This is a genomic window from bacterium SCSIO 12741, from assembly GCA_024398055.1.
Taxonomy (GTDB): domain Bacteria; phylum Bacteroidota; class Bacteroidia; order Flavobacteriales_G; family Salibacteraceae; genus SCSIO-12741.
The window spans coordinates 2,518,865-2,544,908 of sequence record CP073749.1; the positions used below are offsets into that span (position 1 = coordinate 2,518,865).

The following is a 26,044-nucleotide window of genomic DNA, read 5'->3' on the forward strand; positions in this document are numbered from 1 at the left end:
CCTTCCTCAGGGACTATGCATTGGTCGCGTACCTTACTTCTTAGGGGACTATTCAATTCTCCAGAGAGAATCCGCGTAGGCCGGCAAACTGATTTTTAAGCTAAAATCACCCTTCTCCTTAAAAACGCTTCCTCGAAAGTAAAACGTTCGGATGGAGTCTTGACCCAAGTGTACGATCAGGCGATGGGTAGGTTTAAATGGTTGCAGTCCGCTGGGTTTAGCCCGGTTCATATCGTGAATGATGGCGGCGATATGCATGGTTGAAATCAGATGACTTTCCTGAGCTGAATCCCCCTCTTCAGGACCTGGAAAAGTGATAATCTCCATGCGGCTCACTTCACCTAAATCGATGGGTAGAGGATAGGCCGGTTTTTCTTCAGGAGCGTTTCCGCAAGAGTTGAATAGCAATACAAAAAGCCCATAGAGCGTATAGCTGATTAAATTCTTCCGATCCATAAAAAGAAGGTTTATTATCCTGGAATAAAACTACGACGAAAATAGAAAAAGGTTACTCTTCAATTTCCGCTAACCGACTCCCTCCCAGTACGATCATGATCTTGGCTTCGGGAATTGAGCGTCCATCAATACTCCGCTCAATGGGATAAATCCAGCATGCCATACGGCTGTATTGTTTGATTCTCAGTTTTCGGGCTTGCTTCCCTCGAAACGACTGTTTGATGATGGCTCGTGCCAGGCTGTTGTAGGTGTGATAGGGAACCGGTTCCAACACTTTGGATGAGTCTCGCACATCGGTTCGCTTTCCGTAAAACAAATGCAAATCGGTATCGGTGTCCTTACTGTAATAGAAGTAGTCTTTGGACCCGTTGTAATTCATCAGTTTCACCCGATTGGTAACCGCGGTAATGTAACCCAGATCAAATCCCACCTTCCGGCTGGCGAGGTAGAGGTATTTTTCCATTCTCTTCACATTGGCCGAAGAAGGGTTGAATTTAGACCGGGAAAGTTGAGAACAATACTGAAAGGTGAGAATGTCGAGCGTGGGACTATAAATCAATGATGATCGGTGTAATCTTTTTCGCCGTTCGTTGATGGCCAAGAAAAGGGCTGCATTGAGTTTCTCCTGATCGATGTCCAACGGATCAACCGGAATATCGAGATCCGATTTATGAAGGGGACGGTGATCCACTCCTTCGAGCAAATAGAGGTTGCCAACAGGAGCAATGTTACTGTCCAGGCTACGCACAAAACTGCGACTTTGACCATACCCATAAAGGGTAGCAGTCAATCCAACAAAAAGCACCGCAGCCTTTAATTTCATCGAAGTTGGGTTCTAATCTCTTCCCGGGTAATTAATTCAGAAGGAATAATGGATAGCGGAAATTCGGCATTTCGGTTGCCAAAAGGCAAGCTTCGAATTTCTCGCTTATCCACAATGGCAACGGCATTTCCATTATCAAATGTGGCAATCATACTCACTTTGTGGTGGGAGGGGATGACGAGGTAATTGTTCCATGCCAGGGCAACTGTGTTTTTGTTTCTTTCATCCACCAAAATGATTCGCTCTGGAGAAATGATTTTACCGGTCGAGTCTACAAAATTCCCTACATATAGATTGGGATTGGGTGGTGGTGGAAGGGGCTTGTCAATATTAATTAAGCCCAGGCTTACCAGGCTGATAGACGAAGCCCAAACTCTTCTGGTCACTGGCATTGGATTGTAAAAAGGGGAAACGGGAAGGGAATTTGAAACCTGGTAGTCCATGGCATCAAAGTTGTCCGGTAAGGATACGTCATATTCTTCCTCAATCGCAGACTTCATGGTGGCGTTAAACGCCTTCATCGATTCCTGATACCGCTCCCACTTCTCGTTGTACTTCTCGTCTTCTTCGGCAATGCGTTCATCCAGAGAAGTCCATTTCTTCCTCGAGTATTCGTAGCGATTGCGGTATTTTTTGTACAATTTTTTGGTTCGGCGCGCTTCCTGATCATGGCGATTGCTGCCAAATTCAGGGAATAGGGTGATGGCCGTTTCTCCATTCATGGCCTGTAGACTCAATTCGAAATTATCACCCTCCGGGTTTAAGGACAAAGTCATGTCCTGGAAATAACCGGGTTTGTAGGTTTTTGCAATATTTCTTCGAAATAAGCCTGTTCTTTTCCGACTTCGGTAATACCTGCGCAAATCCCGAGACAAAGAGTCCAGCTGGGCATACCGATTCTGGGCATCAGGTCCTTCATAAACCCAAGTGGCTTGCTGGAGAACTTTGTATTCTGGAAACTTTTTGTTGATTCGTCGAATCCGATAGGTCGGTTCCTTCTTCACCACTACCGTAAAGCTGTCTTTGTTTCGATCTCTTTTTACCTTGAAGTTCAAGCGTTCTTGATTAACGGATATGGTTTTTCTGGAAGGTCTCTCTGGTGGATTAATATTCAGTCTTTGCTGTATAAATCCAACCGTTTCGTAATCCAGGGTAAAAGGGGTCGCGCTGTCTTGTTGAGGTCTGGTCCAATTTCCGGCTACGGTGTCAAAAACAAACAGTTCATCACCATCCCGACTCGCAGCTGAGGGGAGTGAAACTTGAATGGGTTTGGCCGGATCGATGCTCACGCCATTTTGACCAGGCACTTCTATTTTGAACATAGCTTGGGAGGACAAGCTTTGGGCGTTTTCACCACTTCCTAACGTCATGGGAATTCCACTTAAGGCAATATCTTCAGCCGTATTGTAATCGGTTATTTCGATAGGAACGGGTTGTTTTAGCGGCTTACCATCTGCGTCCATCAAAGAACCGGCGGGTATTCTGAATTTATAACCTGCTTGGGTTTCAATTTCGGTAGTTGCATTCGGTTGGTAGGTAAAGGTTTCCGGTTGCGGTTCCAGATGAGGAATAGGCGGAACAATTTTGTTGTCTTTGGTCAGCAGATCGGAATAAGGACTTCCGTAAAACTGGATTTCGCAATCGGGAAGAATGCTGTCTAAGCGATTGAGCGTGCCTTCCGTAATTCGATTGCCGGTAAGTTCGAGTAGTGCCAGGTTGTTGAGATCCGCTTGGATGGCGGGTAATTGACTAAGCTTGTTATTGTTCAACCGAAGTTCGGTGAGGGCCTTGAGTTCATTTAGGTTTTCTGGAAGTTGGGCAATTCCACAACCGGATAAATCGAGTTTTTGAAGCCGTTTCAACCGGCTAAGCGATTTCACTTCTTCCGAAGAGAAGGCGTAAGTAGGAACCTGAATTTTAAGCGAGGTGAGATTTTCCGATGTCTGCTTAGAAGTTTTTAGTTGGGCTACTCCTTTGGCTTCCACTAACAGGGATTGGAGTGAATCAAAACCAAGTGAAAGATCAATCTCTACCTGGTTACGGCTTTTTACTTCAAGTGATTTGAGTTGAGGAATATGAGCCAGGTTCGACCAAATTAAATCCTGATTCGTCGGTCCAAACCAGTGTAGGGTCAGGGTTTCCAGATCGGACATGGATCGAAGGGCCGGACCCAATTTTTGTTGAGTACCTCCAAATACCACGAGGTTTTTAACGGTAAGGCCCTCCAATTTCAACTTCTCTCGATTCACCGGTCCAATTTCCAGCGATTGTAGGGAGCCGATACCTTTTAAAAGCTCAATGGAAGATTGCAAATCAAGGGCTGGATTTCCTGACAACTTAAGTTCCATGAGTTGACCTGTAATCTGAATTTCAGGCGGGAGTTCTTCAATTCGGTTGTTGGTGCAATCAAGAGTTTGGAGCCGGCTGAGGTAAAACAGAGCGGACGGTAGCTTTTTGAGTTTGTTGTGCGACAAATTCAAAGTTTCTAATTGGGCCAATCGTCCAATGCGGTAGGAGATATATTCCAATTGGCAGCTGCTTAGGTCCAGATGTTTTAGCTCTGGAGCATTGCTCAATTGGCGGAGAACAACGCCCAATTTTAGTCCCGTGTTCTGACTTAAGTTAACGATTTCCAGATGCGGAAACTGGCCCAAATCTCCGGGTAATTGCTGAAGGTTGTTTCCTTCAACGTTTAACTCTTTCAGGTTTCTCATAGAAAGCACCGCAACAGGAAGTGAATCCAGGTTTTGGTCTTTGAGAATCAGATGTTTGACTTTTTCAGGGTTGTTTAAGGCCTTAGTCAGGGAGTAAAAGGTACTATCCGAGGCAGTTTGAGCCAGGGAAATTCCTGACACAAAAGTAAACAGGCAGAGGGCGGCAAGTTTGTACATGTGAGTAGTAGATTTGGGAAGGCACGTTCAAAAATAACGCCATTATGATTTTTTAGTATATATCAACTGATTGATTTCCTTCTTCTTCCCTCTGAATCGCCCGGATAGTCTAACTTTAGGTTTTTAGAAAAATATGAGCTCTACACTATTTATTACGGGATCCAGTCGAGGAATTGGAAAGGCTATTGGCTTGCGGTTTGCCCGCGAAGGTTGGAATGTGGTTATTACCGGAAAAACGACCGAACCTCATCCGAAATTGGACGGAACCATCTATACGGCTGCAGAAGAAATTGAAGCAGCCGGAGGTAAGGCCCTGGCGCTGGAACTGGATATTCGTAGTGAGGAGCAGGTGGCTGAGGCTATGGAAAAAACGGCCTCTAAATTCGGAGGAATTGATGTACTCGTGAATAATGCCAGCGCCATCAACCTGTCGCCTACAGAAATATTACCCATGAAGCGTTTCGATCTCATGCATCAGGTAAATACCCGGGGCACTTTCATGGTTTCTAAATATGCCATTCCGCTGATGAGCAATTCGGCCAATCCACATATTTTGATGTTGTCCCCTCCCTTGAACATGGAAGAAAAATGGTTTGCGCCCCACCTGGGTTATTCCATTGCCAAATTCGGTATGAGTCTTTGCGTTTTGGGATTGGCTGGAGAACTCAAAAGCAAGGGAATTGGAGTGAATGCCCTGTGGCCGGTATCAACCATCGATACGGCTGCCGTTAGAAATTTGTTGGGAGGCGAGGAATTGGCTCAGCGTTCGCGTAAGCCCGATGTAGTTGCCGATTCGGCTTTTTTAATTGCGCAAAAGAAAGCCGCTGAAACAACTGGAAATTTCTTTCTCGATGAAGAAGTTTTGAAGGAGGCTGGAATAACTGACCTATCCAAGTATTCAGTAGTTCCGGGATCTGATCTGTTTCCTGATTTTTTTGTTTAGTCAGGAGAATCGGTGATAAGCTGAGTCAGGTCCTTCAGCAAATCAAAAGCTACGTCAGCCATGTGATTTCCTTTGTTGTCTAACAAGGGATTGATCTCCACGAATTCCATGCAGAGAAGCTTGGTTTCTTTAACAATTGTGCTGAGTAATTCGCGGGTTTCATCGGGGTCCAATCCTTTTTCAACCGGAGTTCCTGTTCCTTCAGAAACCATTAAGCTATCCATAGCATCTACGTCGAATGACAGGTAGATCCAATCGCAGTCTTTTAGTTTTTCGAAGGCTTCGTCCAGGCAAGTACGAATGCCGCGGTAACGAAGTTCTGGTACCGAGTAATTCTTGATACCTTTTTCTTTCATCAGCTCATCTTCCGGTTTTTCGGTAGATCTAACAGCAAACATGACAAGATCCTCCGGTAAGATCTTCGGTTCAATGCCGTGCAGTCCTTTGGCATCATTCCAAAGCCGTACCGTTCGGGTTCCCGGTGATTTTTCACCATGAGCCTTGTTGTCAGCAGCCAAGGAGATAGCCAGAGGCATTCCATGTACATTTCCAGAAGGAGAAGTATAAGGAGAGTGAAGGTCACCATGAGCATCTACCCAAATGACTCCTAAACGTTTCGAACCGATGTTTTTCTTCAAGGCCGCAATGGTACCGGCAGCATTGGAGTGATCTCCGGATAAAACTACCGGCATACGGTCGTCTCTAAGGGAGATGGTAATTTCTTTTTCGAGTCGTTCGTGCACTTCAATGATCCCTTCGAGATAGTGAGCATCCGGAGTTTCATCTTCCTGATAAAGCAAGCGATTGTTGTGCTCTACTTCAGCTACCGGAAACTGATTGAAAAAACCTTCTTTTCGGTTTATAGCAGAAATTTCCAAAGCATCTGCTCCCAGGCTTGATCCCCTGGTTCCGGCTCCCAGTTCCGACCGGTTAATAATGATCTTGATTTGACTCATAGCAACTCGATTTCCAAGCAAAGGTAGTTTGGAAAAGGATTATATCACAGAAAAAGTGGTGAGTCGTTGGAGCGGGCAAAAATGGCTTAATTTAGAACGCCGTATATCTCTGAAAATCCGTAGTGATGCAGTTTGTCCTTTACCTCATATTTAACCTCATTGGTCTTTACCTGATCGGTGTTTGGGTGGTTAATACCTGGAGGTTGTACCTGCATGCAGCGGATAAGAGTCAGTTTTTTACCTGGCGCAGATTTGGCTTTGGTATCACGCTGGGGGCTCTGGTTGTTCTTCCGCTCCTTTCTATCAATCTGTTTTTTGATTCCAGCAAATTCGATTCCCTGTCCGAAGAACGGGAGTTCTATATGCGGGAGGGCAACGACTACCAAGTGTTTCGGCTTACCGAAGAAATGCTCCTTAAAGATCCTCTTAACCGAGACCTGAATTTTGAGTGGTTGGTGTGGCACGAAAAACGACTTTCCAACCGAAACGCTTATTGGACGGTAGGTTATTATTATTTGACTCTGACCGATGAGAGTGACCGAATTCAAAAATATTATGAGGAGCTGGCCGAAAGGCACCCTGAATTTGCTCGTCTGTATTTGGGTTTGTTATATGCTTTTCACGTTCAACCTGATGAGGCAAGGAAATACCTAAAAGCAGAACCAGAAGATCTCAAATACGAGCATTTTGTACGAGGTATGGTTGCCTTAGTGGATCACGAATATATCGAAGCCCAGAAATGGTTTCTACAAGAAGTTGCTGTTCCGGAGGGTTATCATCAGGGAGCTTATTATCGGTTGGCAGAAAGCCTGTATCGCTCCTCGGAGAGAGAGGCTTTGAGAGCCTTGGTTTATGACGAAAAGGCCAGAGAGTATATCCCCTCGTCGCTAAACCGAAGCGTTTTCTTTCACAAATTGGATTTTGTCAACTATTTCAAGGAGGTAATTAGAAACGATTTCCGGCGGTTTTACCTTCCAGGATTTCTGGTAGCCTTGATGATTACGCTGGTCTGGGGATACTATATCTACCGTTTGGATATCTATGAACCAGAGCGTTGGTATCACTTGCTGTTGGTGTTTACGATGAGTTGCGGAACCATCTATTTGGTGTATCCTATTTCGGATATGCTGGGCGATATGGGTTTTTCGTTAAACGGCAATCCGATCAATGATTTCTTTTACTGTGTTATTGGAATAGGCATGGTGGAGGAGTTTGTCAAATTGCTGCCCATTCTGGTTATGATCCGGTTTACCCGAGCCATCAACGAACCTTATGATTATATCCTCTATGGCGCTTTATCCGCCCTGGCTTTTGCTTTAATTGAGAATATTGGCTACATCGAGTATGGAAAGATTACAAACATCCCAGCTCGGGCTTTTGTGGCGGCGGTTGGCCACATGATGTTTACCTCTGTAGCCTGTTATGGTTTGTTGCTTAGTAAATACCGTTACCAGGTCAACAAGTACCTCTTTGTGGGCATGTTCTTCTTTTTTGCCTCCCTGGCTCATGGGTTCTACGATTTCTGGTTAATTAATAGCTGGGCCAGTCAATTTTCCATAGTCACCATGCTGTTCTTTATCATATCCGTACACTTCTGGTTTATCATGAAGAACAATGCCATCAATATTTCCAATTTCTATACCTGGAAGAAGCGATTAAACAACCGAAAATTACAATCCTACCTGATTCTTTCCCTAACTGCCATTCTCATGACCTCATACCTTTTCTACGGTATGCGATATGGCCGGAGCGAAGCCAATCACTACTTTCAAAAGGAAGTCTACAACTATGGATTCATAATTTACTACCTGGCCTTTTCCTTCAGTCGCTTTTCCATGGTTAGAGGGCAGTGGAACCAGTTTTCCCTTTCCCGCATTTTTGTGCTACCCTCTCTTAGAGTTCCACCCGATTTTACCGGAGTGAGGTTGTCCATTCAACTTCCATTAAAACGATCCCAATCGGTGGGGCTAAAAGCCTGGGATTTGAGTTTGCATTTCCCCATGAAAGGTGTGCTGCGAGAAAAGCGAAGTGTTTCTGGAGAAGTGCATTGGTATCTGTTTGAAGCCGATCGGGAATTCCCGGTCTTGGGCTTTGAAGGCAAAAAGGTGTTGATCAAAACCAACCGACCCAACAATCCCGACAATTTTAAAACCGCAACGCCCATTCTGATTTACCTGGTGCCCGGAGAGTTTTTGTTGAGCCAGCCGCACATCCAAAAGAGGCAATTGAAAAAATGGGCCTTTTGCCACGCTACCTTGGTCGAGTAGAGGAAATACTTGTTGGTGTGATTCAGAGTAACCATCTTTGTGATCTTATAAATCAGATAAGCCTCGTAAATACATTGGGCTTAAAGCCAGTTTATTAACTGAATGCAAAAACAGCCCGCAGATACCTCAACAAAAAGCCGATGGTCGGCGAAAAAGATCGGGGTATTTCTTCTCAAATTGATTCTTGGAGCGCTGGCCTTTTACCTTATTTGGCGGAAGGTGGATATCCAGAAAGTGGGTGTTTACTTGCAACAGGCCAATGCGTTGTATCTGGTTCTGGCAGCGGCTTTCTTCTTCCTATCTAAAGCGGTGGCCGCCATTCGACTCAATTATTATTATGCCTCTCAAGGCCTGAATTTATCCTCGGGTCAAGGTATTCGATTAAACCTCTTGGCCATGTTCTACAGCCTGTTTATTCCCCTGGTGGGTGGAGATGGGTACCGGGTAATTTGGCTGAAGAATAGATACGGAACTCCGGTTAAATCCTTGATTTGGTCTTCTGTATTGGACCGGGTTAGTGGTGTGGCGGCATTGGTGGCTTTGGCGGCTTTGATTTTTCCGGCTACCACCTTCAAAGGTTGGTTTCAGTGGTTAGGGCTATTGGGAATTCCAGTGATGTACTTGGTTTATTATTTCGTTCATCGTCAGTTCTGGCGGTCTTATTTGCCGGTGTGGAAATCGGTAAATGTAGCGGCCTTAATCGTCCAGTTTCTGCAAGTGGTGTGCGTGGTATTTATTCTTTTAGCGTTAAACGTTTCTGATCACCAATTAGACTATTTGTTCATTTTTCTATTGGCCAGTTTGGCTTACATGCTGCCTTTTATGGGAGCCCGGGAAATGGCCTTTCTTTTGGGAGCAGAATACCTGGGCTTAGATTTGGAACTTTCCTTGGCTATCAGTGTTTTGTTTTATCTGGCTTTAGCCGGAACCTCGTTGACCGGAATATCCTTTTTGCTGTTCCCTTCTCGTCTCGAAGTGGATGAACCCGTTTCTACCGGAACAGCTTGATTCCCCCATATTCAGGCTTGGTAGCCTTAAAGAGAATCAGGTTTTTCTTCATCCAACGATCTTCAAATTCATAAAGCTTTTCTACCGTTTTATCCCGTAAGAAATCGTCGTGAGAGAGGTAGAATTGACCAGGTTCCAAAATCGTATCATACTGCATGATATATCCATTCTCCCGGGTCAATAGATAAGGGACTTGATAGGCCATTAGCGTTGGGGTAACCAATTCACTTTTTTCAAAGGTGATCGGGCCAACAGATGCATCGGACTCAAACAGATAAATGTAACCACACCACCTCACGGGTTGTCCTTCTGTGATTCGAAGAACTTCCTGAACGTGAGGTTCGTAATTCTCTACCGAATTTTCCTGAGCCAAATTGGGCAAGAGAAGTTGGTTATACCCGATCCGTAATACGAACAGAAATAGAATCAGAAGGGCAATTTTGTGGTGTGTTTTGTAAAATCCGAAAGCCGTTGCCAATCCCAGAGTTCCCACGACGAAGCAACCCCAAATCGAAAATGAACTGAGGGCAGGATCATCCCAGAAAGGAAGAACGAACATTCCAAGGGATACCAGAACTACCGTGCCCCCAGAATCTGGAGAAGGGTTGTTTTCCATTTTTTCAACGATTCGAAGGAGAGTCCAAACAGATGGCCGATAATCAAAAAGAAAAACGGAAAAAGAGGGTATAAATACCTGGGGCGAATATCAGCGGCAAGGGCATAAATAGGAAGGTTGAATACTAAAGCAACCAGGCAAAACTTGAGCAGGGGATTGGCCCATAAATCAGACCAGACCTTTTTCTTAAAGAGGAATACCAGAAAGAGGCTCCAGGGAGCCATCCAGGCAAGCATTTTTAAGGGGAAAGTGAGAAATCCTACCAAGGTATCGGAGAAGGCGTGTTCGGCTCCAGATCGCTGCGAAGCTTCTTTAAAGAGTCGAACCATAAAGGGTAAGGGATCATCGTAAAACGAATACAACCAGAAGTACCCTCCAACGGCCAAAACATAAACCCCAAGTCCTGCAAAATGCTTCCAGGAAAAAAGAAGGGTCCACCGTCGGTGAATCAGAATCCAGGGTAGCAAGGTGAGCGCTTGAAAGGCAATGGATGGAGGCCCTTTGGTTAAGGTGCCCAGAGCGGCAAAAAAGTAGGACCAGATAAAGAGTTGCAGGTATTTCTTCTTCTCGAAAAACCAAAAAATAGAAAGCATTTGGCAGATACTAAGCAAGGCGAAAAACAAATCGATTTCGCCAGCCAATATGGATCCATAAAACAGTATCTCAGCAGAGCTAAGCAAGAAGGCAGCTGCTAATAAAGCAGGGCCCGATCGCAAATAGGGACGGCCTATTCGAAAAATAAGCAGGGCCGAAAGCAACAAGGCCACCAGAGATGGAATACGGACTACCCATTCGTCATAGGATTGAAAGAGCTTGTAATACAGGGCCATCCACCAATTGAAAACCGGCGGTTTGTTGTAATAACTCCAACCATGAATCGAAGGGACAACGTAATTTCCGCTATTCACCATTTCCAATGAGACAATGGCTCTACGCGGTTCTTCGGATTGAAGTCCTAGTATGTGGTTAGCTCCGAACAAGGCCGTGAAAAGAAGAACAATCCCCAAGGAAAGAAGCAGTTTGGTTGAGGGGGACAACGAACTAATTTTCATTCGACCAATATACAGAAACCGCTATTTCAGCATGTGGTTCAGTACATTTTGAGTCAAACGGCTGATGTTACTGTCAACGGGTAGTGCAGAGGTATAAGATACTGAGCCTACAGAGAACACAGTTCCACCTCCCGGGTGCTCGTAAGTAACCATATCGGCTCCACCATCATCAGGATTGTTTCCTCTGGCAAGTAGCGTTAACCGAGGGGAATGGGTTCCGATTTTATCCGTTTCCAGACCTGAAGCACCATCTCGATTTACACATTGGGTACCAAACAAATCTCCATTTTTGAGATTCATTCCCTTGAAAAAGGGGTGACCTTCAGATTTAACCACGTACGGCTTTTCGGTCCCGTAACCTCGAGCGTCATAAGCTACCCCCAGGAGTGCTTGCTCGGGAAGATCCAAATTCCTCCATTGACCACCTTGAGTCGCTTCATATTTATGAGTTTCACCTTCTTTCCGAACTTCCAACACATTCTGGTGCTTGTCAATAACGACCTTCCAGTAAACGCCGTTTCCACCTAAATACATAAAGTTTCCGCCACGCTGGAGGTAGCGGTACAAGTGGTTGTACATTTCCTTGGTCCAATACTCAGGATGAGTGTGAATGATGAATGCTTTGTAGGCATAAAGCAATTGATCGTCGTCATGAAGATCTTCATCGCTAAAGAGGTCGTAGTCGTAGCCCTTGTCTTCCAGCCAACGGAGTAAAAATCCCTCAGCTCCGGTCAGGTGACCATATTGTTCGTGCGGGTTGTCGTAGGGATTAGGGCGCAAAAAAGAAATATTACTGGAATTGGGTACGTCGTCGTTGATCTGGTATTTGTAAAAAGATCCGCCCCCCAATTGTTGTAGGCTGCCCAGGTATTGGTATTGGCCAAAACCGCGATTCGGGCGGGTGGTTCCGAAGAGGCTTTGTTAAGCACAAAGGCAATGTGATCTTCTTCCCCGGTTTGGCTTTTGAGTTTAGCTGTGTACATACCCGTTTTCCAATTGGATGGTATCTGGAACACGTAGTTGGGTTCCCAATTACATCCGTGGGAGTACGAGTAGCATGAAAAATTCTGTCGTTGAGCCGGAATGGTTCCGGAAGTATGAAGCAGATCTACCTGGTTTCCTACGCGGCTTATTTCGACTTGGAAATCGCTCAGGGAATGAGCGTGAATGATCAGGTATTCCCCGGGTTTATAGCTGTTCTTGCTACTATAACCCTCAATGGGAGTTTCATTGATTATTTCTTCTCCCACCAGGCAATTGTCCACCGATACCCTTCCTTTGGAAATGGTTCCGTTTCGTCCCTGATCTGTGGGATCTTCTGGGTCTTCCCGCTTACAGGCGGTTCCTGATACCAGTAAGACTATCAGGAATCCAGCCAGTAAGGAATTAATCTTTTTGAGGCTCCCAACCTGGGGTATACGTAACCCCATGCGATTCGAGTAAGTTGCGCATTTCATTTAATTGGTTTTTTATGGACTTCAATTCATCCAATACAAATTGTAAGTCTGTTTTAGCAATGGCCAGCTGCTCCTTATTTGTCTGTGTAGGAGCTCCGGTAGTTCTCCATAGGTTATATACGACCAAACCAATTCTAAGTCCAATCGTTGGGTCTGTTTCAAATTCACGCTTGCTTAGTGAAGGATCTCCATTCATCATCAAGCTCAATTCATTGAGATGACCTTCTATGGCATACAGATCTTCCAAAGTCGATTGTGGCACTGATGGCGTTTTTAGAACGGCTCTTTTGTAATACTTAGTACGATTAGAATATTCGGCCAAACTTTTGGATGCTTTACCCATTTGATTTCGCATCTCGGCAACCTCAGAGGCAAACTCTTCCACCCCTGTACGGTCGTAGCTCATTTGTTTGTTGTTTTCCAGGAAACGAACGTTAAACGATACTGGAGCAACCAGTTGTTCTACTTTTCCGCGAACCACCTGGTGTAGAGAAACGGTGTATTTTCCAGGAAGGGCCATTCGACCGATATCGTAAGATTCGTAAATGCTTTTCGGTTTATGATCTTTAAGCGAAACGGGTGATTGTGGGTCTAAACGCAGGTCCCAAACAAAACGATTGACACCGGTAGAAGTTCCTGCTTTCAAACGGCGAATGGTAGTGCCTTTGCTGTCCTTGATTTCAAAGAATAGATAGGGAGTCTCTTCGTTGTCCTCAGCTCGCATTTCTTCAAAGCTTGGGTAAGGAACAGCCTCGTTGTTTTTGATCAATTCCTTTTCGCGTTTTTTCCGCTCTTGCTTCAAGGATTTTGGAGCCTCTTTGAGGTAGTAAGTGAAGGTGGCTCCCACAATGGGGTTAGGGGTAGCGTAGTAGCTCTCACCCTGGAAGGTTTTTCCGCGACGACCCAAAGGCATGGATGGAATAAACATTTCGGCGTCTTTAATCGCAAAAATGTGGGCCTCTGTATTTTTCATCATGTCCTCAGACATCTCACGAAGTGGACTGTAGTCATCCAGTACATAAAATCCTCTACCGAAAGTTCCCAATACCAAATCATTTTCACGTTTTTGGATTTCCATATCACGAACCGCAATGGTTGGCAATCCAGCTTTTAATTGAATCCATTTGGCCCCTCCGTCAACGCTCACAAAAACGCCAAACTCAGTTCCGGCAAAGAGCAGATTTGGATTTACATGATCTTCGGCGATGCAGTACACAGAACCGCGCTCAGGTAGATCTCCGCTAATCGAAGTCCAGGTATTTCCTTTATCCGTACTCTTGTATAGATAGGGCTTGAAATCGCCATTCTTATGGTTGTTAAAAGCCGCGTAAACGGTCGCGGCATCGTGCTGAGAAGCCAATAGCATGTTCACGTAAGTACGCGCTGGTACGCCGGAAACACCATCCACTTTTTTCCAATTCTGTCCGGAGTCATCGGTAATTTGAATGAGTCCATCATCAGTCCCTACATAGATCAGGTTTTCCTGAACTGGAGATTCACTCAGAGCTACGATATTGCCGTAGATAGTAGTGGATTTATTCTTGGCCACAGCGTCCATACTCCACACCTGGTCCATTACCGGAAGCGTATTTCGGTCCAGCTGGCGGGTCAAATCGGGGCTAATGGTTTTCCAGGTATTACCCTGATCATCGGAGCGGAACAACTTGTTGGCTGCGAAATAGAGTCTTTTGTTGTTGTGCGGAGAAATAAGAAGAGGGGCATCCCAGTTCCAGCGGTAAGCAGGTTCGTCTTTGGCTGGCCAAGGTTTGATACCTACTTTTTCTCCCGAAGCTTTGTCGTATCTAACGAGCCATCCATATTGCGATTGGCTGTATACAATGTTGTCATCCGTAGGATCTACCTGTGATTCAAATCCATCACCTCCTTTGGTTACAAACCAATCAGAATTGGTGATTCCAGTAGCGCTTGTAGTACGAGAAGGCCCCATCAAGGAGAAGTTGTCCTGTGTTCCACCTACGATGTTGTAAAATGGCTCGGCATTATCCAAGGCTACTTTATAGAATTGGGTGATAGGCAGATTTGCTTTGAAATCCCAGGTTGAAGCGCCATCCCAGGACTCATAGACTCCACCGTCGCATCCCATCAAATAGTGGGCATTGTTGTTAGGGTCAATCCACATACAATGGTTGTCTACGTGCTTGCTTTTTTCACCAAGAGGTTTCCAGGTAGCGCCGCCATCAGTGGATACCTGAGCCCAAGTGTCCATGGAATAAAGCTTGTCAAATTGATTCGGATCTGGAACCAACTCTACGTAGTAATTACCTGAAGAGGCATATTTGTTCACCTTGTTCCAACTTGCTCCGCGGTCCGTAGAACGGTAGATACCCTGAGTTTTCGGAGTGGCTTCAATCATAGCGTAGACCACATCTGGTTTTTGAGGTGATATGGCCAGGGCAATTCGTCCAACATCACCTTGAGGAAGGCCATTGGAAAGTTTGTCAAAGGTTTTTCCCCCATCAGTAGAACGGTAAATGGCCGAGCTTGGTCCTCCAGAAATGTAGGTCCAAACATGTCTTCTGCGCTGGTGTGCGGTGGCATAAATTAAATCTGGATCACGTGGATCAAGGTGAACTTCATTCACCCCGGTGTGCTCATCAATTTCTAGAATTTTATTCCAAGTAGCTCCTCCATCTTCGGTTAAGTACAATCCACGGTCGCCACCAGCACTCCATAGAGGACCATATGCCGCAACGAAAACACGACGCGAATCTCTCGGATCCACCTTAATCATGCCAATGTGCTCGGAATTTTCGAGTCCGACTTTTTTCCAGGATTTTCCGCCGTCTTCAGACTTGTACAATCCATCACCGTAGGCAACGGAGCGCTGGTTGTTGTTTTCACCAGTCCCCGCCCAAATTACATTCGGGTTGTTGGGATCCATAGTCAGGCATCCGATAGAGTAGGAACCTTGTCCATCAAAAATGGGACTGAAAGTAGTACCCGCATTTTCAGTTTTCCAAATTCCTCCAGAAGCTCCTGCGACATACCAAACAGCTGGATTGTTAGGGTGAATCACCATGTCAGCAACACGTCCGGAAGTTAGAGCGGGTCCAACAGACCGAAACTTCAATCCCGACAATTTACCCGATGCAAGAGCTGCTTTGGGTTCTTCAGATTCTTCATTCGAATCTCCTTTTTTGGCTGACAAGGCCAATGAATTCATTCCAATAAGTGCAACCAGGCACCAAGTCGCTGTCCGCTTCATAACAGGGTAACTTTTTTGAATTTAGAAGAAAACGAAAGTAGAAAACAAACCCACTGCTTTACTGGTTTTTATACGAGCGGGGATCATTCAATTTTCATGATGTAGGCGTCGGATTGCATGTTGCGAATAGCTGGCAATACAGACTCTGCCTCATCAGGAGATTTGTAGGGACCTACGTAAACCTTGTATAATTCTTTTCCGTTTTCAAAATACTTAGGAATCCAGTAGATTCCGGCATCGTAGCCCAGCGCTTCCAATTCGCTGTAGTTTACGTTAGCCAAAGGTTTTTTGGAGTTGGCACTAAAGGCGATAATCCAGCAGGGAATCTCAAATTGGCCTTTTTTACGGATAATCCGTGTTTTTAAGGCTTCCCTTTCTTGGTTCTCTTTCGTTTCGTCAGGTTGCTTTTCTTCCACCTCTTTCATTTCAGTCTCGATGGAGTTCTCTTCGGAAAGCTCAGTATCAGCATCCAGGTGGTTGCCTGATTCTGATGAAGCCTCTTCGGTTTCTTCACCGTCCTCCATCAAAGTCATTTCTTCTCCCGATTCTTCTGACCCCTCAGAATTTTCGTTGGCATTTTCGGCATCGTGCATGGCTGAATCTTCATGCCCTTCATTCATAGTGGCAGCATGGCCTTTCATGTTCATGGCCTCTGTTTTCAGAATGTATTGAACGGCATAGAATCCTCCAAGAACCAGGATTGTTGCCACAATCAAGGATACGATAATACCAATGAGCTTGCTCTTTTTCGAGGTAGCATCCGGAGACTTTTTCTTGGGCGCGTTTTCAGCTGGCTTTTCAGCCGGTTTCGGAGCTGAAGCTGTTGGTGGAGCTGGCGGCGGAGGAGCTTGAGTTTTGGAGGGTGTAGGTTCCTTTGGAGCTGAAGCCGGTTTTTCGGCTGCTGGCTCTTTTTTGGGAGCGGTGGTTCTGGGTTTCCTCGGGGTGGAGGCAGAAGTGGCTCTCCTGCGGCGGAATGCCGGATCTCGATCTCTTCCTGATTCTGACATAGCTCTCTCTTTCTAAGAGTGCAAATTAGAATTTTTTGCTTAGATAGTCAAAAGCTAAACCTTTATTCTTCGGCCTTTCCACTTAGGCGCATAGAGCAACGAAGCAATAAATAAAAAGGTGAGCACAAAAGGATAAATCAGAGAGATGAGTGGAAAGTAGCTCAAATCTGCCTTTTTACCACCGAGCGAATGCCAGCGATCCAGCATCCAGGAGTCGAGAATTAGTTTGATGATAAAGGCACCCAGCCAGGTATAAGGGTTGAAAATCAACAAACTGAGTAGGTAGATTTGAAGGGCAACGAGAAATCCGGTAAGTAACCAATATAGGGGAGAGGCAATCCGCTTGTTTTTGCCGCCCCAGCGTACCCGTTGAGCAAAGAGTTCCTTCCAGCTTCTTACCGTTTCCGTTTCGGTGATGACTTCGGCCAGTAGAACGGATTGAATTTTTTTTCCAGATTGCTTAAATTTTTGCAACAGGGAGATATCATCTCCTGAATAACTTTTTTTGGCTCCATCAAAACCATATACTTCATTAAAGGCTTCCTTTCGGTAGGCCAGGTTGGCACCATTCGCCAGCTGAGGATCTTGCCAGCCGGCTGTTCCAAAAGTGATGCATTGAAAAGCAGCCGTCTCATACTGATCGTATCGAGCCACAAGGGATCCATCGTGTTCCGCATAAACGGGTAGAAGCAGCATTTCGAAAGAATTCACAGAGAACAACTGAGCCACGGTTTTGATCCATTCTGGTCCCGGTAAGCAATCGGCATCGGTTTGTAGGATCAAGGATCCCTGGCTGTTCTTTATTCCTTTCTCGAGGGCTTCTTTTTTGGGGCTTTCTGAGAATTCCGTTTGGCGAATGAGCTGCAATTTTAGCTCTGGATTTTTCAGCGCAAATTGCTCCACTATTTCAGCCGTAGAATCGTCCGATTGATCGTCTATCACCACCACCTCATATTGGCTTTTGGATAGGGATTGATCGCACAAACGTTGGAGCAGTTCCGGAAGGTTTTGTTCTTCGTTGCGAGCGGGAATTATTACACTAACCGAATCCTCAATTTCCTGGGGTAGGGTAGAGCGATCTACGGCACTTTTCCTCATTCCCTGAATCAGGTAAAGAACCAAAATCCCGTATAAAACTATGAAGCCGAGGGTGATCAATCGAGTGAATTAGGAACGAAAAAGTTTGCTTCGAAAGATATAAATAGTTCCAGCGATGGCTGGAATTCCAAGGTTAATAAACCAAAGAACAAATGAGGCTCCGGCAATACCTAAACTATGATCAGAAGTAACGGATAGCAGTTTGATGCTCACCATTTGCCGAATCGGCAATTCCGTGAAAGGAATGGTCGGAATAATGGTTAGAGCGATGAATATCATGGGAATGAGAATCAAGGCATCGTGAAAGGGAATTTCCACTTGGAAAAAGTAGAGGAGCAAAAGCAATTGCGAAGAGAATACAATATAGCGCAGTGTGCTTAGGCTCAAAACCGTTAGCAATTCACCATAACTATAGCGATCCAGGAAACTGACGTATTTCCGATAGCGATGGAGCACTTTAAGTCGCTTTAACAGGCCGATAAGAAAGGGCGTGTTGAAATAGAGAATCAGTAATACTCCGATTAATAGAATCAGAAGGAAGGAAAGAACCATTTGAATCCAGAAATCGGGCTCTTCTCCGGAAAGATCGGTGTAGTAAAAATAGAGTGCAGCTGAGCCAAATAATACGGTAGTTATGGTTTGGGCTACACTTCCGATAACGGTGGCCAGCGCTCCTGAAAAACGATTCTTGTGTTGCAGAATAAGTACTCTACCCGCGTATTCTCCTACCCGGTTAGGGGTTATTATACCCAAACTTGTTCCGGCCAGAATGGCTTGAATGGATCGTGAAAGGCTTATTTTTTCCAGGGGAAGAACCAGGATTCTCCATTTGACGGCTTCCAGCGTCCAATTGATAACCATGAGTCCAACTACGGCTGTCAATAAGATCCAGGCATAAGGTTGAACGGAGATTTCGTCCAGGTAGCTTAGAATGGAATTCAGGTCTTGATTGTGGGAAACCTTTTCAAACACGTAACCTAGGCAAGCAAGTATTGTTGCAACTTTGATTAGCAGCGTCAGCCTTCGTTTTTGTAAGGAGGATAATTTCAACAGACAAGACGTGTTAGCCTACAAAAATAGCATTGCGAATGGATAAGGTGATCTTGGGAATGGATCCGGGAACCACATTGATGGGATACGGAGTTATTCGAGTAGTCGACCGAAAATTGGAGATGATTACTCATGGGGTGATTCACTTGAATAAATTGGAGGATCATTCCGATAAGCTGAAGCGAATTTTTGAGCGAACTCTACAGCTGATTGAGACCCACAAACCCGATGAGTTTGCTGTGGAAGCTCCTTTCTTTGGGAAAAACGTGCAATCTATGCTAAAGCTTGGCCGGGCTCAGGGAGTGGCTATGGCCGCCGCTTTGTATCGGAATATTCCTATTCAGGAGTATTCTCCAAGAAAAATCAAACAGAGTATTACGGGGAATGGTAACGCTTCCAAGGAGCAGGTCGCTCACATGCTTCAGAGCATTTTAAAATTTGACGAAATGCCCAAGTACCTGGATGCTACCGATGGATTGGCGGCGGCAGTTTGTCATCATTTTCAAAGTGGAAGCCCCACAGCTGGGAAGAAGTATTCAAGTTGGAAATCTTTTGCGGCCAACAATCCAGACAAAGTCAGAAAACGGTAATGGCTTTTCAATCTCGAATCTCGAATCTCGAATCTCGAATCTTGAATCTTGAAGATTGAAGATTCAAGATTAATCTCCAAGATTGTTACAAATGATTTCGGATAGAAGCAGCAATGGCTTCAAACTCTTCTGGGGAAAATTGTAGTTTATCTTGTGCAAAATCCATGTCCTTCATACGATCGATAGGGATGAGGTGAATGTGAGCATGGGGCACTTCAAGACCAACTACGGCTGTTCCAATGCGGGTGCAGGGTACAGCCTTTTTTAAGGCGATTCCAATGGTTCGGGCAAATTGTTGCAGCTCGGTGTAGATATCCTCGTCCAAGTCAAACAATTCATCCACTTCTTGCTTAGGTACAATCAATAGGTGGCCGGCCTTTAAGGGGAAGATGTCCAAAAACGCAAAGCAGTTTTCGGTTTCAGCGATTTTGTAACAGGGAATTTCGCCTGCGATGATGCGCGAAAAAATACTGGACATTATCGGGAGATATCGAGAAGCTCAAATTTGAGCATTCCACCTGGAGTCTTTACTTCAGCAATGTCGCCTACCTCTTTACCCAATAAGCCTTTTCCGATAGGGGATTCAACGCTGATTTTTCCAGCTCTTAAGTCCTGCTCATTCTCGGCTACCAACTTATAGGTCAACTCCATATTGTTGGCCTGATTCTTAATTTTTACGGTAGAAAGAATGTAGGCTTTGGATGTATCCATTTGAGATTCATCCACAATGCGAGCATTTCCCAACAATTCTTCCATTTGGGAAATCTTCAATTCCAATAGACCCTGGGCTTCTTTAGCCGCATCATATTCGGCATTTTCCGAAAGGTCACCTTTATCTCGGGCATCAGCAATTTGCTGAGAGATTTTTGGTCTCTCGTAAGTTTTTAGCTGGTGCAATTCGTCTTTTAACTTCTGTAGTCCTTCCTCTGTATAGTAAGTGATCTTACTCATAACCAATCAGTTTAAAAAAGGGAGAAAAAAAATGGAACCCCGGGTTGGGACTCCATTTATTCAAAACCAAAGGTAAATATTTTTTACAGATTGAGTCTCAGCCCAACCAAATGGTTACCACCAAATGGGTTGGTCAAAACGTAGGAGTAATCGATTCCGATAGTAGACTTACTTTTTCCTAATGGGTACTCAAATCCAGCTCCAAAAGAAGGACCTGTGTAGATAGTCGTACGCTCGTCGCTACTGAAAATACCTTGCTCATAAAGCAATCCAGCACGAAGGAATACCATTTCTTTCCATCCGTATTCAAGACCTGCACGAATTTCATCCTTACCAAAGGACTTAGAAACGAAGGTACCAGCACCTGTTAAACGGTGATCAGTTTTACCTGTCTTTCCTGTAGTATCAGTGCTTTGTCCGATGTAGTAGTCGTAAGAAACTCCAATGTTCAATTCAGCAGGCATTTCAAAAGCCTCAGAACGTTGGCTAAGAGTAAATTCTTTACCGTCAAATTGAGTTTTTTCAGCAAGTCCGTCACCGTTATATCTCATTTTAGGACCGATGTTTCTCAGCGCGATACCGAATTTCAGTTTATCATCTTTCCCAGTTACATAACGAATACCAACGTCAAGGGCAATTCCTTGTGTTTTAACGTCGGCGATGGACTCAGACACTACTTTCACGGCGATACCAGCATAAATACTGTTAGAGAACGCACGTGCGTAAGCCAAGTTGAAATTTAGAAACTGAGGAGAGTAAACCCCAATTCCACCTTCCGGCTTGTCTTCTGTAGTAATCTCTACTTCTCCGAATGACATGTTCATTACAGAAAGTCCAATTACACCAGTTTCACCCACTTTTTGCGAAAGTCCAAATGAATTGATGTTGGATGCTCCACCCATAAAATTGGTATACGAATAAAGAATTTCAGTCTTCTTCGTAAAGGCCAATCCTGAGATGTTAGTCGATAGAGACTCCAGACCAATCATGGAAGTAGAGTTGGCAAAGGCCAGCCCGTTGCTTCGTGCCCATGGGTTCACGGTAAGCTGATTAGCACCATTTTGCCCGATACGATCTTTGTTACCGGCAATTGAAGCCTGCGACACAAACAAACCGATGAGGTTTAGGGCAATCAGTAAGGTTAAAAATCTATTTCTCATAATATCGCGCTGTATACTTTCTTATTGAAGTTTCTTTGATTAAAAGTTATCCAGGTCAACCGGACGCATTACACCCATCCATTTAAGGATCTTTTCTCCAACTCCAGGGGCTTCTACGTGCATCACGTAAACTCCTGAGGCTATAGGTACCTGAGACTGGTTTTTCAAATCCCATTCCAGGAAGGTGATGGTGTCATCATCCTTTTTCAAGGTTCTTACCAAAGTTCCGTTTACGGTGTAAATTCTTACAGTCACCGATTGTGGCAAATTGGTAATTCTAACCCGGGTATCAATCTTATCTGTTTCGTAGCGTGAGTAAGCATAGTAAGGGTTAGGTACTACGCGAATCTCATCCAAGGATGACTCCAAAAGGTTCGTGTTGTTGAACGATGGGGCCAAACTGTGTGTAGAGAAGTTATACAATGGACGACCACCGTTTACGGCTTCCATCAGTACGTCTGTTGTATCCAAACTTTTCGGTGCAGTAGCAATGTCCATGTATTCCAGTTTAAAGTCTGTGTTACCGGCAATCAGGGTCATTCCAGGGTAGTACATCGAATCTACATCAGGGCTGGTAACGTGCTTGATTGGGCCGGCATTAACATAATACTCCTTGCCCACTTCTAGTTTGTCCCCTTTGCTTAGGAACTTGTTACCGGTACCATAATTCTGATAAGGGGTACTTACACGAAGTTTAACTGTTGCTTCTGTAGCCAACAATGTAGTGTTGTCTTCCAAGCGTGGGAAGATGGTCCACATTCCTGAACGGAACACGTGGCTCGCATTGTTCAACTTCACCAAGTCATCAGCATTGTTCTGATCCAATTCTCCACGTACGTCGTTCATTTTTGAGTACATCCATGCACCAGCATCGTATGCCGGCTGTCTGTTAGCAGGATCGTTGTACATCAAGTTGAAGAAAGGAGAGTTAGCCAACCCAGGAGGGATAAAGTCATAGGCCAATACTTCGTCTTCTACTTTGTTGTTACGGAATACGTAGATGTAGTGGATACCACCACCACGGAATTCGTTCTGTGGACCTTCAACCAGGGTAGAGGTAGGGTTCCACAACATGTCACGTCCGTTCTCTGCAATCAAGTAAGAGTTTTCAGAGAAAGCCATGTTCAAACGCTCACCTGTTTCAACATCGATTGCGTATCCTGGGAACCAACCCATTCCTTTTCCGCCAATGTAGGCAGGATCGTTAGGATCGGTGGATGGCAAAGCATCTGTTCCGGCAGGGTTTCCATCTTTATCTACAGATGGAGCATCTCTCAACTGACCACGGATTGCATCTCCTTCACTTTCTGCAAGAGCATCGCTCATTTCGAAAACAGGACAACGAGTCCAAAGGTCTTTGTTTGGAGTAAGAACGATATCTACACCGTGTACATATTGAAGCATGTTTACACTGTCCATGAAGAACGCGCTATCACCGTATGCACGAGAGTCATACTGCCACAAGTTTTTAAGTGGATCACGGTTACCGTGAACCTCAACTGCGTTCAAGTATCCAGGAACAGCACCGTTTGGTGATTTGTGAGCAGTCAAACGGAAAGGAGCAACAGTACCTTCGAAGATTCCTTCGTAGATCTGAAGATCATCAAGTCCCATACCTTTCTTCTGTGCGTTACCGCTTACGTCTTTCTGGTAGTAGTTCCAGTCATCGTATGCAGATTCCAACTGAGGTGTTTGTCCCTCTTCCATGGTCGCTTGAGTACCACACAAAATCCAGTTAAATTGAGAGAAACCATCTTGATCAGGTACACCGCTCAACCAAGCTTTTGATGGCTCAGCAAAAGTGAATTCAGCACCCAACAGACCGTTGTCTGTAGCCAAGTTCTCTGGTGATCCAGGAGCAAGACCTTGTCCCAGTTCAATACTCAAACCAAGATCAAATAAGATGGTTTCAGTTCCAATCTCGATGCTCTTAGTAGCAGTAATGGTATCACCCAATGCATCACCGGTTAGTCTCCAGTAAGCATCACTTAGGTTACCATTAGTAGTTGTATCTTCAAACCAGATGGTGTAGTTGTCAGCTTTTACGTTCAATGGGTCAACCACTTTAATGTTGATTGGACCTTGACCTTGCTCGTACACCAAGTGATCAGCTTTACCATTTTCAAGAATTTCGTTGATGGTAGTCTGAGATAGGTTCATGTAGTTTCCACCGTTACCAGTTCCTTCAATACGAGTAAGAATAACTCCGTCTCCATATTTAGAGTTAAGAATTGTTCCTCCGTTTTGAACTTGAGTTTTGTGTGGAATTGCTTGTACTGGGTTAATTGCTCCAGTAGGAGACTGACGGCTACCTAGGTAAGATCTGTCTCTTGAGTTTCCATTGTATGCGTAGGCGATGGCCATGAAGTAGTAGGCCTTGTTGTTGATCAACTTGTTGTCACCTTCTGCAAAAACGTCTTGAGTAATTTCAAAGGACTTAGAAATTCCTTCGTTGTTACCGTCTACTTCCAGTTTTGGAACTTCAGCGCCAAGGTCAGCATCAAAGTAGAAGTTTACCAAACGAGATACACTGTCTTTAATATCTACCTGAGCGATCAAACGAGCTTTCTCAATGTTATCCAAGTCGGATGGAGAAACAGTGTTGTCAACAATCTGGTAAATTTTGTATCCCTGGAAACGGTAAGTTTTGTATTCCTTAGAGATTTCAGGAGTAATAGCGATTGATGAGTCTCCATCTGGAACTGAATCCGGAGGAATGATCGTAGGATCTTGCTCATCGTATTCTTCGTTGTAGTTGTTGGAAACGATTGTGTTGTTTAGGTAAAGAACCAATCTGTTTTCAAACTCTTGAATGGTTAAGTCTGGAGCATCAGGACCGTTCAACAGCTGGAAACAGTTGTCAAACAAAGCCTGAGTCTTATCATCTGCTTTACGCATTACTTCAACAGACTCATTCTGGTTACCGTTAGTAGCACGTGCCCATACAACTCCAACTGTAATGTTGTTTACCGCACCTGGCTCCAAAGTAAATGGACCAGCACTCTGCATGAATCGACGGTCACCTTTAGTGTTACCAGCAGTTACCTCTGTCCAAGCTGGCTGTGGATTACCACCAGTACCCCAACCTACAGGGTCGGTGTTATCTGGGAACATGTAGTCAGCCTGAATGGATCCACCAGATCCAACGTGACCTGTACCACCGTATACCATACGAGAACCATCTCTCCAGATACTACGCAAGTAGTTGTAGTACTCAACACCGTTGTTGGGATCTCCACGAACATCCTGTGCGTTGTTGTGGTACAAGAATTTTCTCATTCCGAAACGCTCGTTGTCAATAACTCCATCACCGTATCCAATACCGATACCAGCGTAAGGAATACCATCTTGAGCAATTGCTTCAGAGTAATTCAAGGTAAGCGGGTTATCTTTTCCATCAGGATCCTGGAATGGTCCCTGGAAGAAGTCAACCCCAATAGCTGGAGGAATAGATCCATATCCAGTTGCACCACGACAGTCTTCGTCGTACTCATCACCGTTGTAGGCAAATCCTAATCCACGTTGAACATCACAACCTACGTAGTCATCCTGAGAACATCCCAAGTCAGCATCTACCCACTGGCCGAAGTAAGTTTCGGTCAAGGTAAACGTTGAACGGTTAATCAACTCGTAGTTGTAGAAGGTCATGTTGTTCACTTCATCGTTGGTGGCAAAGGCGAAAGCCTGAGCGCGGATCTCCATACCAATGGCTCCAGAACCAGTTTCTGTGTGAACGTTTCCTTTATCATTAAATACCCACCACAAGTTTTGGTCACCAAAAATGTTGATGATCTTAGCCTTACAGTCAGAGGCGTTGCTCAAGTCGTAGGCAGGGTAGTCCCCTTGTGCAGGGTTATAGTTTCCGTCACCATCGCGGTCCACGAAAGGTGCCAGGTAATAATCTTCATTGTAAGGCTCAAAGTTCCGTCCGTGAGCTGGCCAATCGATGATACTTCTTGGAATGGAGTAGTCAGGGAAAAGTGTCGCCTGCTTGTTAGTTCCATTCAATGCATCTTCCTGTCCAGCTTCGTACCATGCCACAAATTGTGAAACCTCATTACGAGAAGTCACATAGTGAACATCGTAGTCGGCACAGGTAACTTGATCAATTTCCGCATTTACTGTGCTCAATGGACCCGTCCAGAAGTCAACCCCCTGACTACGGAAACGCTGAGCAGCCACTTTAAGCTGACCGGAGATATCACGTCCCCCAACCAAAGTGCACCAGCAAACAAAGCTGTATGACCTGAGTTCTTTGGAATTTCGTACTGGGCATTTGTAAAGTCCCACCACATATCACCACCGGTCTGAATTACCGCCCGAGTGTTATTGATATCCAGTTCTGTCGAATAAGCAGATGGAGCACAGTTTGCTGCCAAGCTGCTGTTCGGCTTTTTACCCCCCCGGGTTGCGTCATCCGGACCAACATGAGCAAAGGTGGAAGTGCTTAAAGCAGATAAAAGAAAAACGCCTAACGTAAATTTTTTCATGTT

The 26,044-nt window shown here is 44.9% G+C and carries 21 protein-coding genes; 4 read left to right on the forward strand and 17 right to left on the reverse strand.

The window, feature by feature from the left end; genetic code table 11:
• Positions 1 to 48 precede the first annotated feature (48 nt).
• From KFE98_10695 to KFE98_10705, 3 genes are read right to left on the reverse strand one after another with little or no spacing between them, the layout of a single operon-like run.
• Positions 49 to 456, reverse strand: coding sequence for a hypothetical protein (locus KFE98_10695; GenBank protein ID UTW64578.1), 408 nt, complete (start codon positions 454 to 456; stop codon positions 49 to 51).
• A gap of 52 nt (positions 457 to 508) precedes the next feature.
• A complete protein-coding gene (locus KFE98_10700; GenBank protein ID UTW64579.1) occupies positions 509 to 1,279 on the reverse strand; it encodes a hypothetical protein in 771 nt (256 codons plus the stop codon).
• Complete coding sequence (locus KFE98_10705; GenBank protein UTW64580.1) at positions 1,276 to 4,170, reverse strand: leucine-rich repeat domain-containing protein; 2,895 nt, start codon at positions 4,168 to 4,170, stop codon at positions 1,276 to 1,278. Before KFE98_10705 ends, KFE98_10700 begins: the two co-directional genes overlap by 4 nt.
• 133 nt (positions 4,171 to 4,303) lie before the next feature.
• On the opposite strand from KFE98_10705, the gene KFE98_10710 reads away from it, so the two are divergent.
• Positions 4,304 to 5,113: an NAD(P)-dependent oxidoreductase gene (locus KFE98_10710; GenBank protein UTW64581.1), complete on the forward strand. Its 810-nt coding sequence runs from the start codon at positions 4,304 to 4,306 to the stop codon at positions 5,111 to 5,113.
• Here the strand turns inward: KFE98_10710 and KFE98_10715 are convergent.
• Positions 5,110 to 6,069, reverse strand: coding sequence for an arginase (locus KFE98_10715; GenBank protein UTW64582.1), 960 nt, complete (start codon positions 6,067 to 6,069; stop codon positions 5,110 to 5,112). The two genes, KFE98_10710 and KFE98_10715, sit on opposite strands and share 4 nt — an antisense overlap.
• Before the next feature lie 125 nt (positions 6,070 to 6,194).
• Between KFE98_10715 and KFE98_10720 the strand changes: the two genes are divergently transcribed.
• Positions 6,195 to 8,336: a PrsW family intramembrane metalloprotease gene (locus tag KFE98_10720; protein UTW64583.1), complete on the forward strand. Its 2,142-nt coding sequence runs from the start codon at positions 6,195 to 6,197 to the stop codon at positions 8,334 to 8,336.
• 102 nt (positions 8,337 to 8,438) lie between these two features.
• Entirely contained in the window at positions 8,439 to 9,344 is a 906-nt protein-coding gene (locus tag KFE98_10725) for a flippase-like domain-containing protein (GenBank protein ID UTW64584.1), read from the forward strand.
• On the opposite strand, the gene KFE98_10730 is transcribed toward KFE98_10725, so the two are convergent.
• The 8 genes from KFE98_10730 to KFE98_10765 all read right to left on the reverse strand — a co-directional run bounded on the left by KFE98_10730 (position 9,328) and on the right by KFE98_10765 (position 18,772).
• Positions 9,328 to 9,960 (reverse strand): hypothetical protein, encoded by a 633-nt coding sequence (locus KFE98_10730; protein UTW64585.1) that lies wholly within the window; start codon positions 9,958 to 9,960, stop codon positions 9,328 to 9,330. The genes KFE98_10725 and KFE98_10730 overlap by 17 nt on opposite strands.
• Complete coding sequence (locus KFE98_10735; protein UTW64586.1) at positions 9,921 to 11,012, reverse strand: glycosyltransferase family 39 protein; 1,092 nt, start codon at positions 11,010 to 11,012, stop codon at positions 9,921 to 9,923. Before KFE98_10735 ends, KFE98_10730 begins: the two co-directional genes overlap by 40 nt.
• 21 nt (positions 11,013 to 11,033) lie before the next feature.
• On the reverse strand, positions 11,034 to 11,792 hold the full coding sequence (locus KFE98_10740) for a hypothetical protein (GenBank protein ID UTW64587.1): 759 nt from the start codon (positions 11,790 to 11,792) through the stop codon (positions 11,034 to 11,036).
• On the reverse strand, positions 11,744 to 12,442 hold the full coding sequence (locus tag KFE98_10745) for a hypothetical protein (protein ID UTW64588.1): 699 nt from the start codon (positions 12,440 to 12,442) through the stop codon (positions 11,744 to 11,746). The genes KFE98_10740 and KFE98_10745 overlap by 49 nt, the downstream gene beginning before the upstream one ends.
• The gene (locus tag KFE98_10750) at positions 12,399 to 15,695 is read right to left on the reverse strand and encodes a glycosyl hydrolase (GenBank protein ID UTW64589.1); all 3,297 of its coding nucleotides are present in this window, start codon (positions 15,693 to 15,695) and stop codon (positions 12,399 to 12,401) included. Before KFE98_10750 ends, KFE98_10745 begins: the two co-directional genes overlap by 44 nt.
• Positions 15,696 to 15,778: 83 nt before the next feature.
• Positions 15,779 to 16,702 (reverse strand): SPOR domain-containing protein, encoded by a 924-nt coding sequence (locus tag KFE98_10755; protein UTW64590.1) that lies wholly within the window; start codon positions 16,700 to 16,702, stop codon positions 15,779 to 15,781.
• 54 nt (positions 16,703 to 16,756) lie between these two features.
• On the reverse strand, positions 16,757 to 17,800 hold the full coding sequence (locus KFE98_10760; protein ID UTW64591.1) for a glycosyltransferase: 1,044 nt from the start codon (positions 17,798 to 17,800) through the stop codon (positions 16,757 to 16,759).
• Positions 17,801 to 17,869: 69 nt separating this feature from the next.
• Positions 17,870 to 18,772 carry a flippase-like domain-containing protein gene (locus KFE98_10765; protein ID UTW64592.1) on the reverse strand — a complete coding sequence of 301 codons (903 nt, stop codon included), beginning with the start codon at positions 18,770 to 18,772 and terminating at the stop codon, positions 17,870 to 17,872.
• A gap of 110 nt (positions 18,773 to 18,882) precedes the next feature.
• Between KFE98_10765 and ruvC the strand changes: the two genes are divergently transcribed.
• Positions 18,883 to 19,440 carry a crossover junction endodeoxyribonuclease RuvC gene (ruvC, locus tag KFE98_10770; protein ID UTW64593.1) on the forward strand — a complete coding sequence of 186 codons (558 nt, stop codon included), beginning with the start codon at positions 18,883 to 18,885 and terminating at the stop codon, positions 19,438 to 19,440.
• An 85-nt stretch (positions 19,441 to 19,525) separates the two neighbouring features.
• Here ruvC and KFE98_10775 read toward each other — a convergent pair whose 3' ends face one another.
• The 5 genes from KFE98_10775 to KFE98_10795 all read right to left on the reverse strand — a co-directional run bounded on the left by KFE98_10775 (position 19,526) and on the right by KFE98_10795 (position 26,041).
• Positions 19,526 to 19,918, reverse strand: a complete 393-nt coding sequence (locus tag KFE98_10775) for an HIT family protein (GenBank protein UTW64594.1) — start codon at positions 19,916 to 19,918, stop codon at positions 19,526 to 19,528.
• Positions 19,918 to 20,391: a transcription elongation factor GreA gene (gene greA / locus KFE98_10780; GenBank protein UTW64595.1), complete on the reverse strand. Its 474-nt coding sequence runs from the start codon at positions 20,389 to 20,391 to the stop codon at positions 19,918 to 19,920. The genes KFE98_10775 and greA overlap by 1 nt, the downstream gene beginning before the upstream one ends.
• An 83-nt stretch (positions 20,392 to 20,474) precedes the next feature.
• Entirely contained in the window at positions 20,475 to 21,551 is a 1,077-nt protein-coding gene (locus tag KFE98_10785) for a PorV/PorQ family protein (GenBank protein ID UTW64596.1), read from the reverse strand.
• A 39-nt stretch (positions 21,552 to 21,590) separates the two neighbouring features.
• Positions 21,591 to 25,682 carry a hypothetical protein gene (locus KFE98_10790; protein ID UTW64597.1) on the reverse strand — a complete coding sequence of 1,364 codons (4,092 nt, stop codon included), beginning with the start codon at positions 25,680 to 25,682 and terminating at the stop codon, positions 21,591 to 21,593.
• Positions 25,679 to 26,041 (reverse strand): hypothetical protein, encoded by a 363-nt coding sequence (locus tag KFE98_10795; GenBank protein UTW64598.1) that lies wholly within the window; start codon positions 26,039 to 26,041, stop codon positions 25,679 to 25,681. Before KFE98_10795 ends, KFE98_10790 begins: the two co-directional genes overlap by 4 nt.
• Positions 26,042 to 26,044 lie beyond the last annotated feature (3 nt).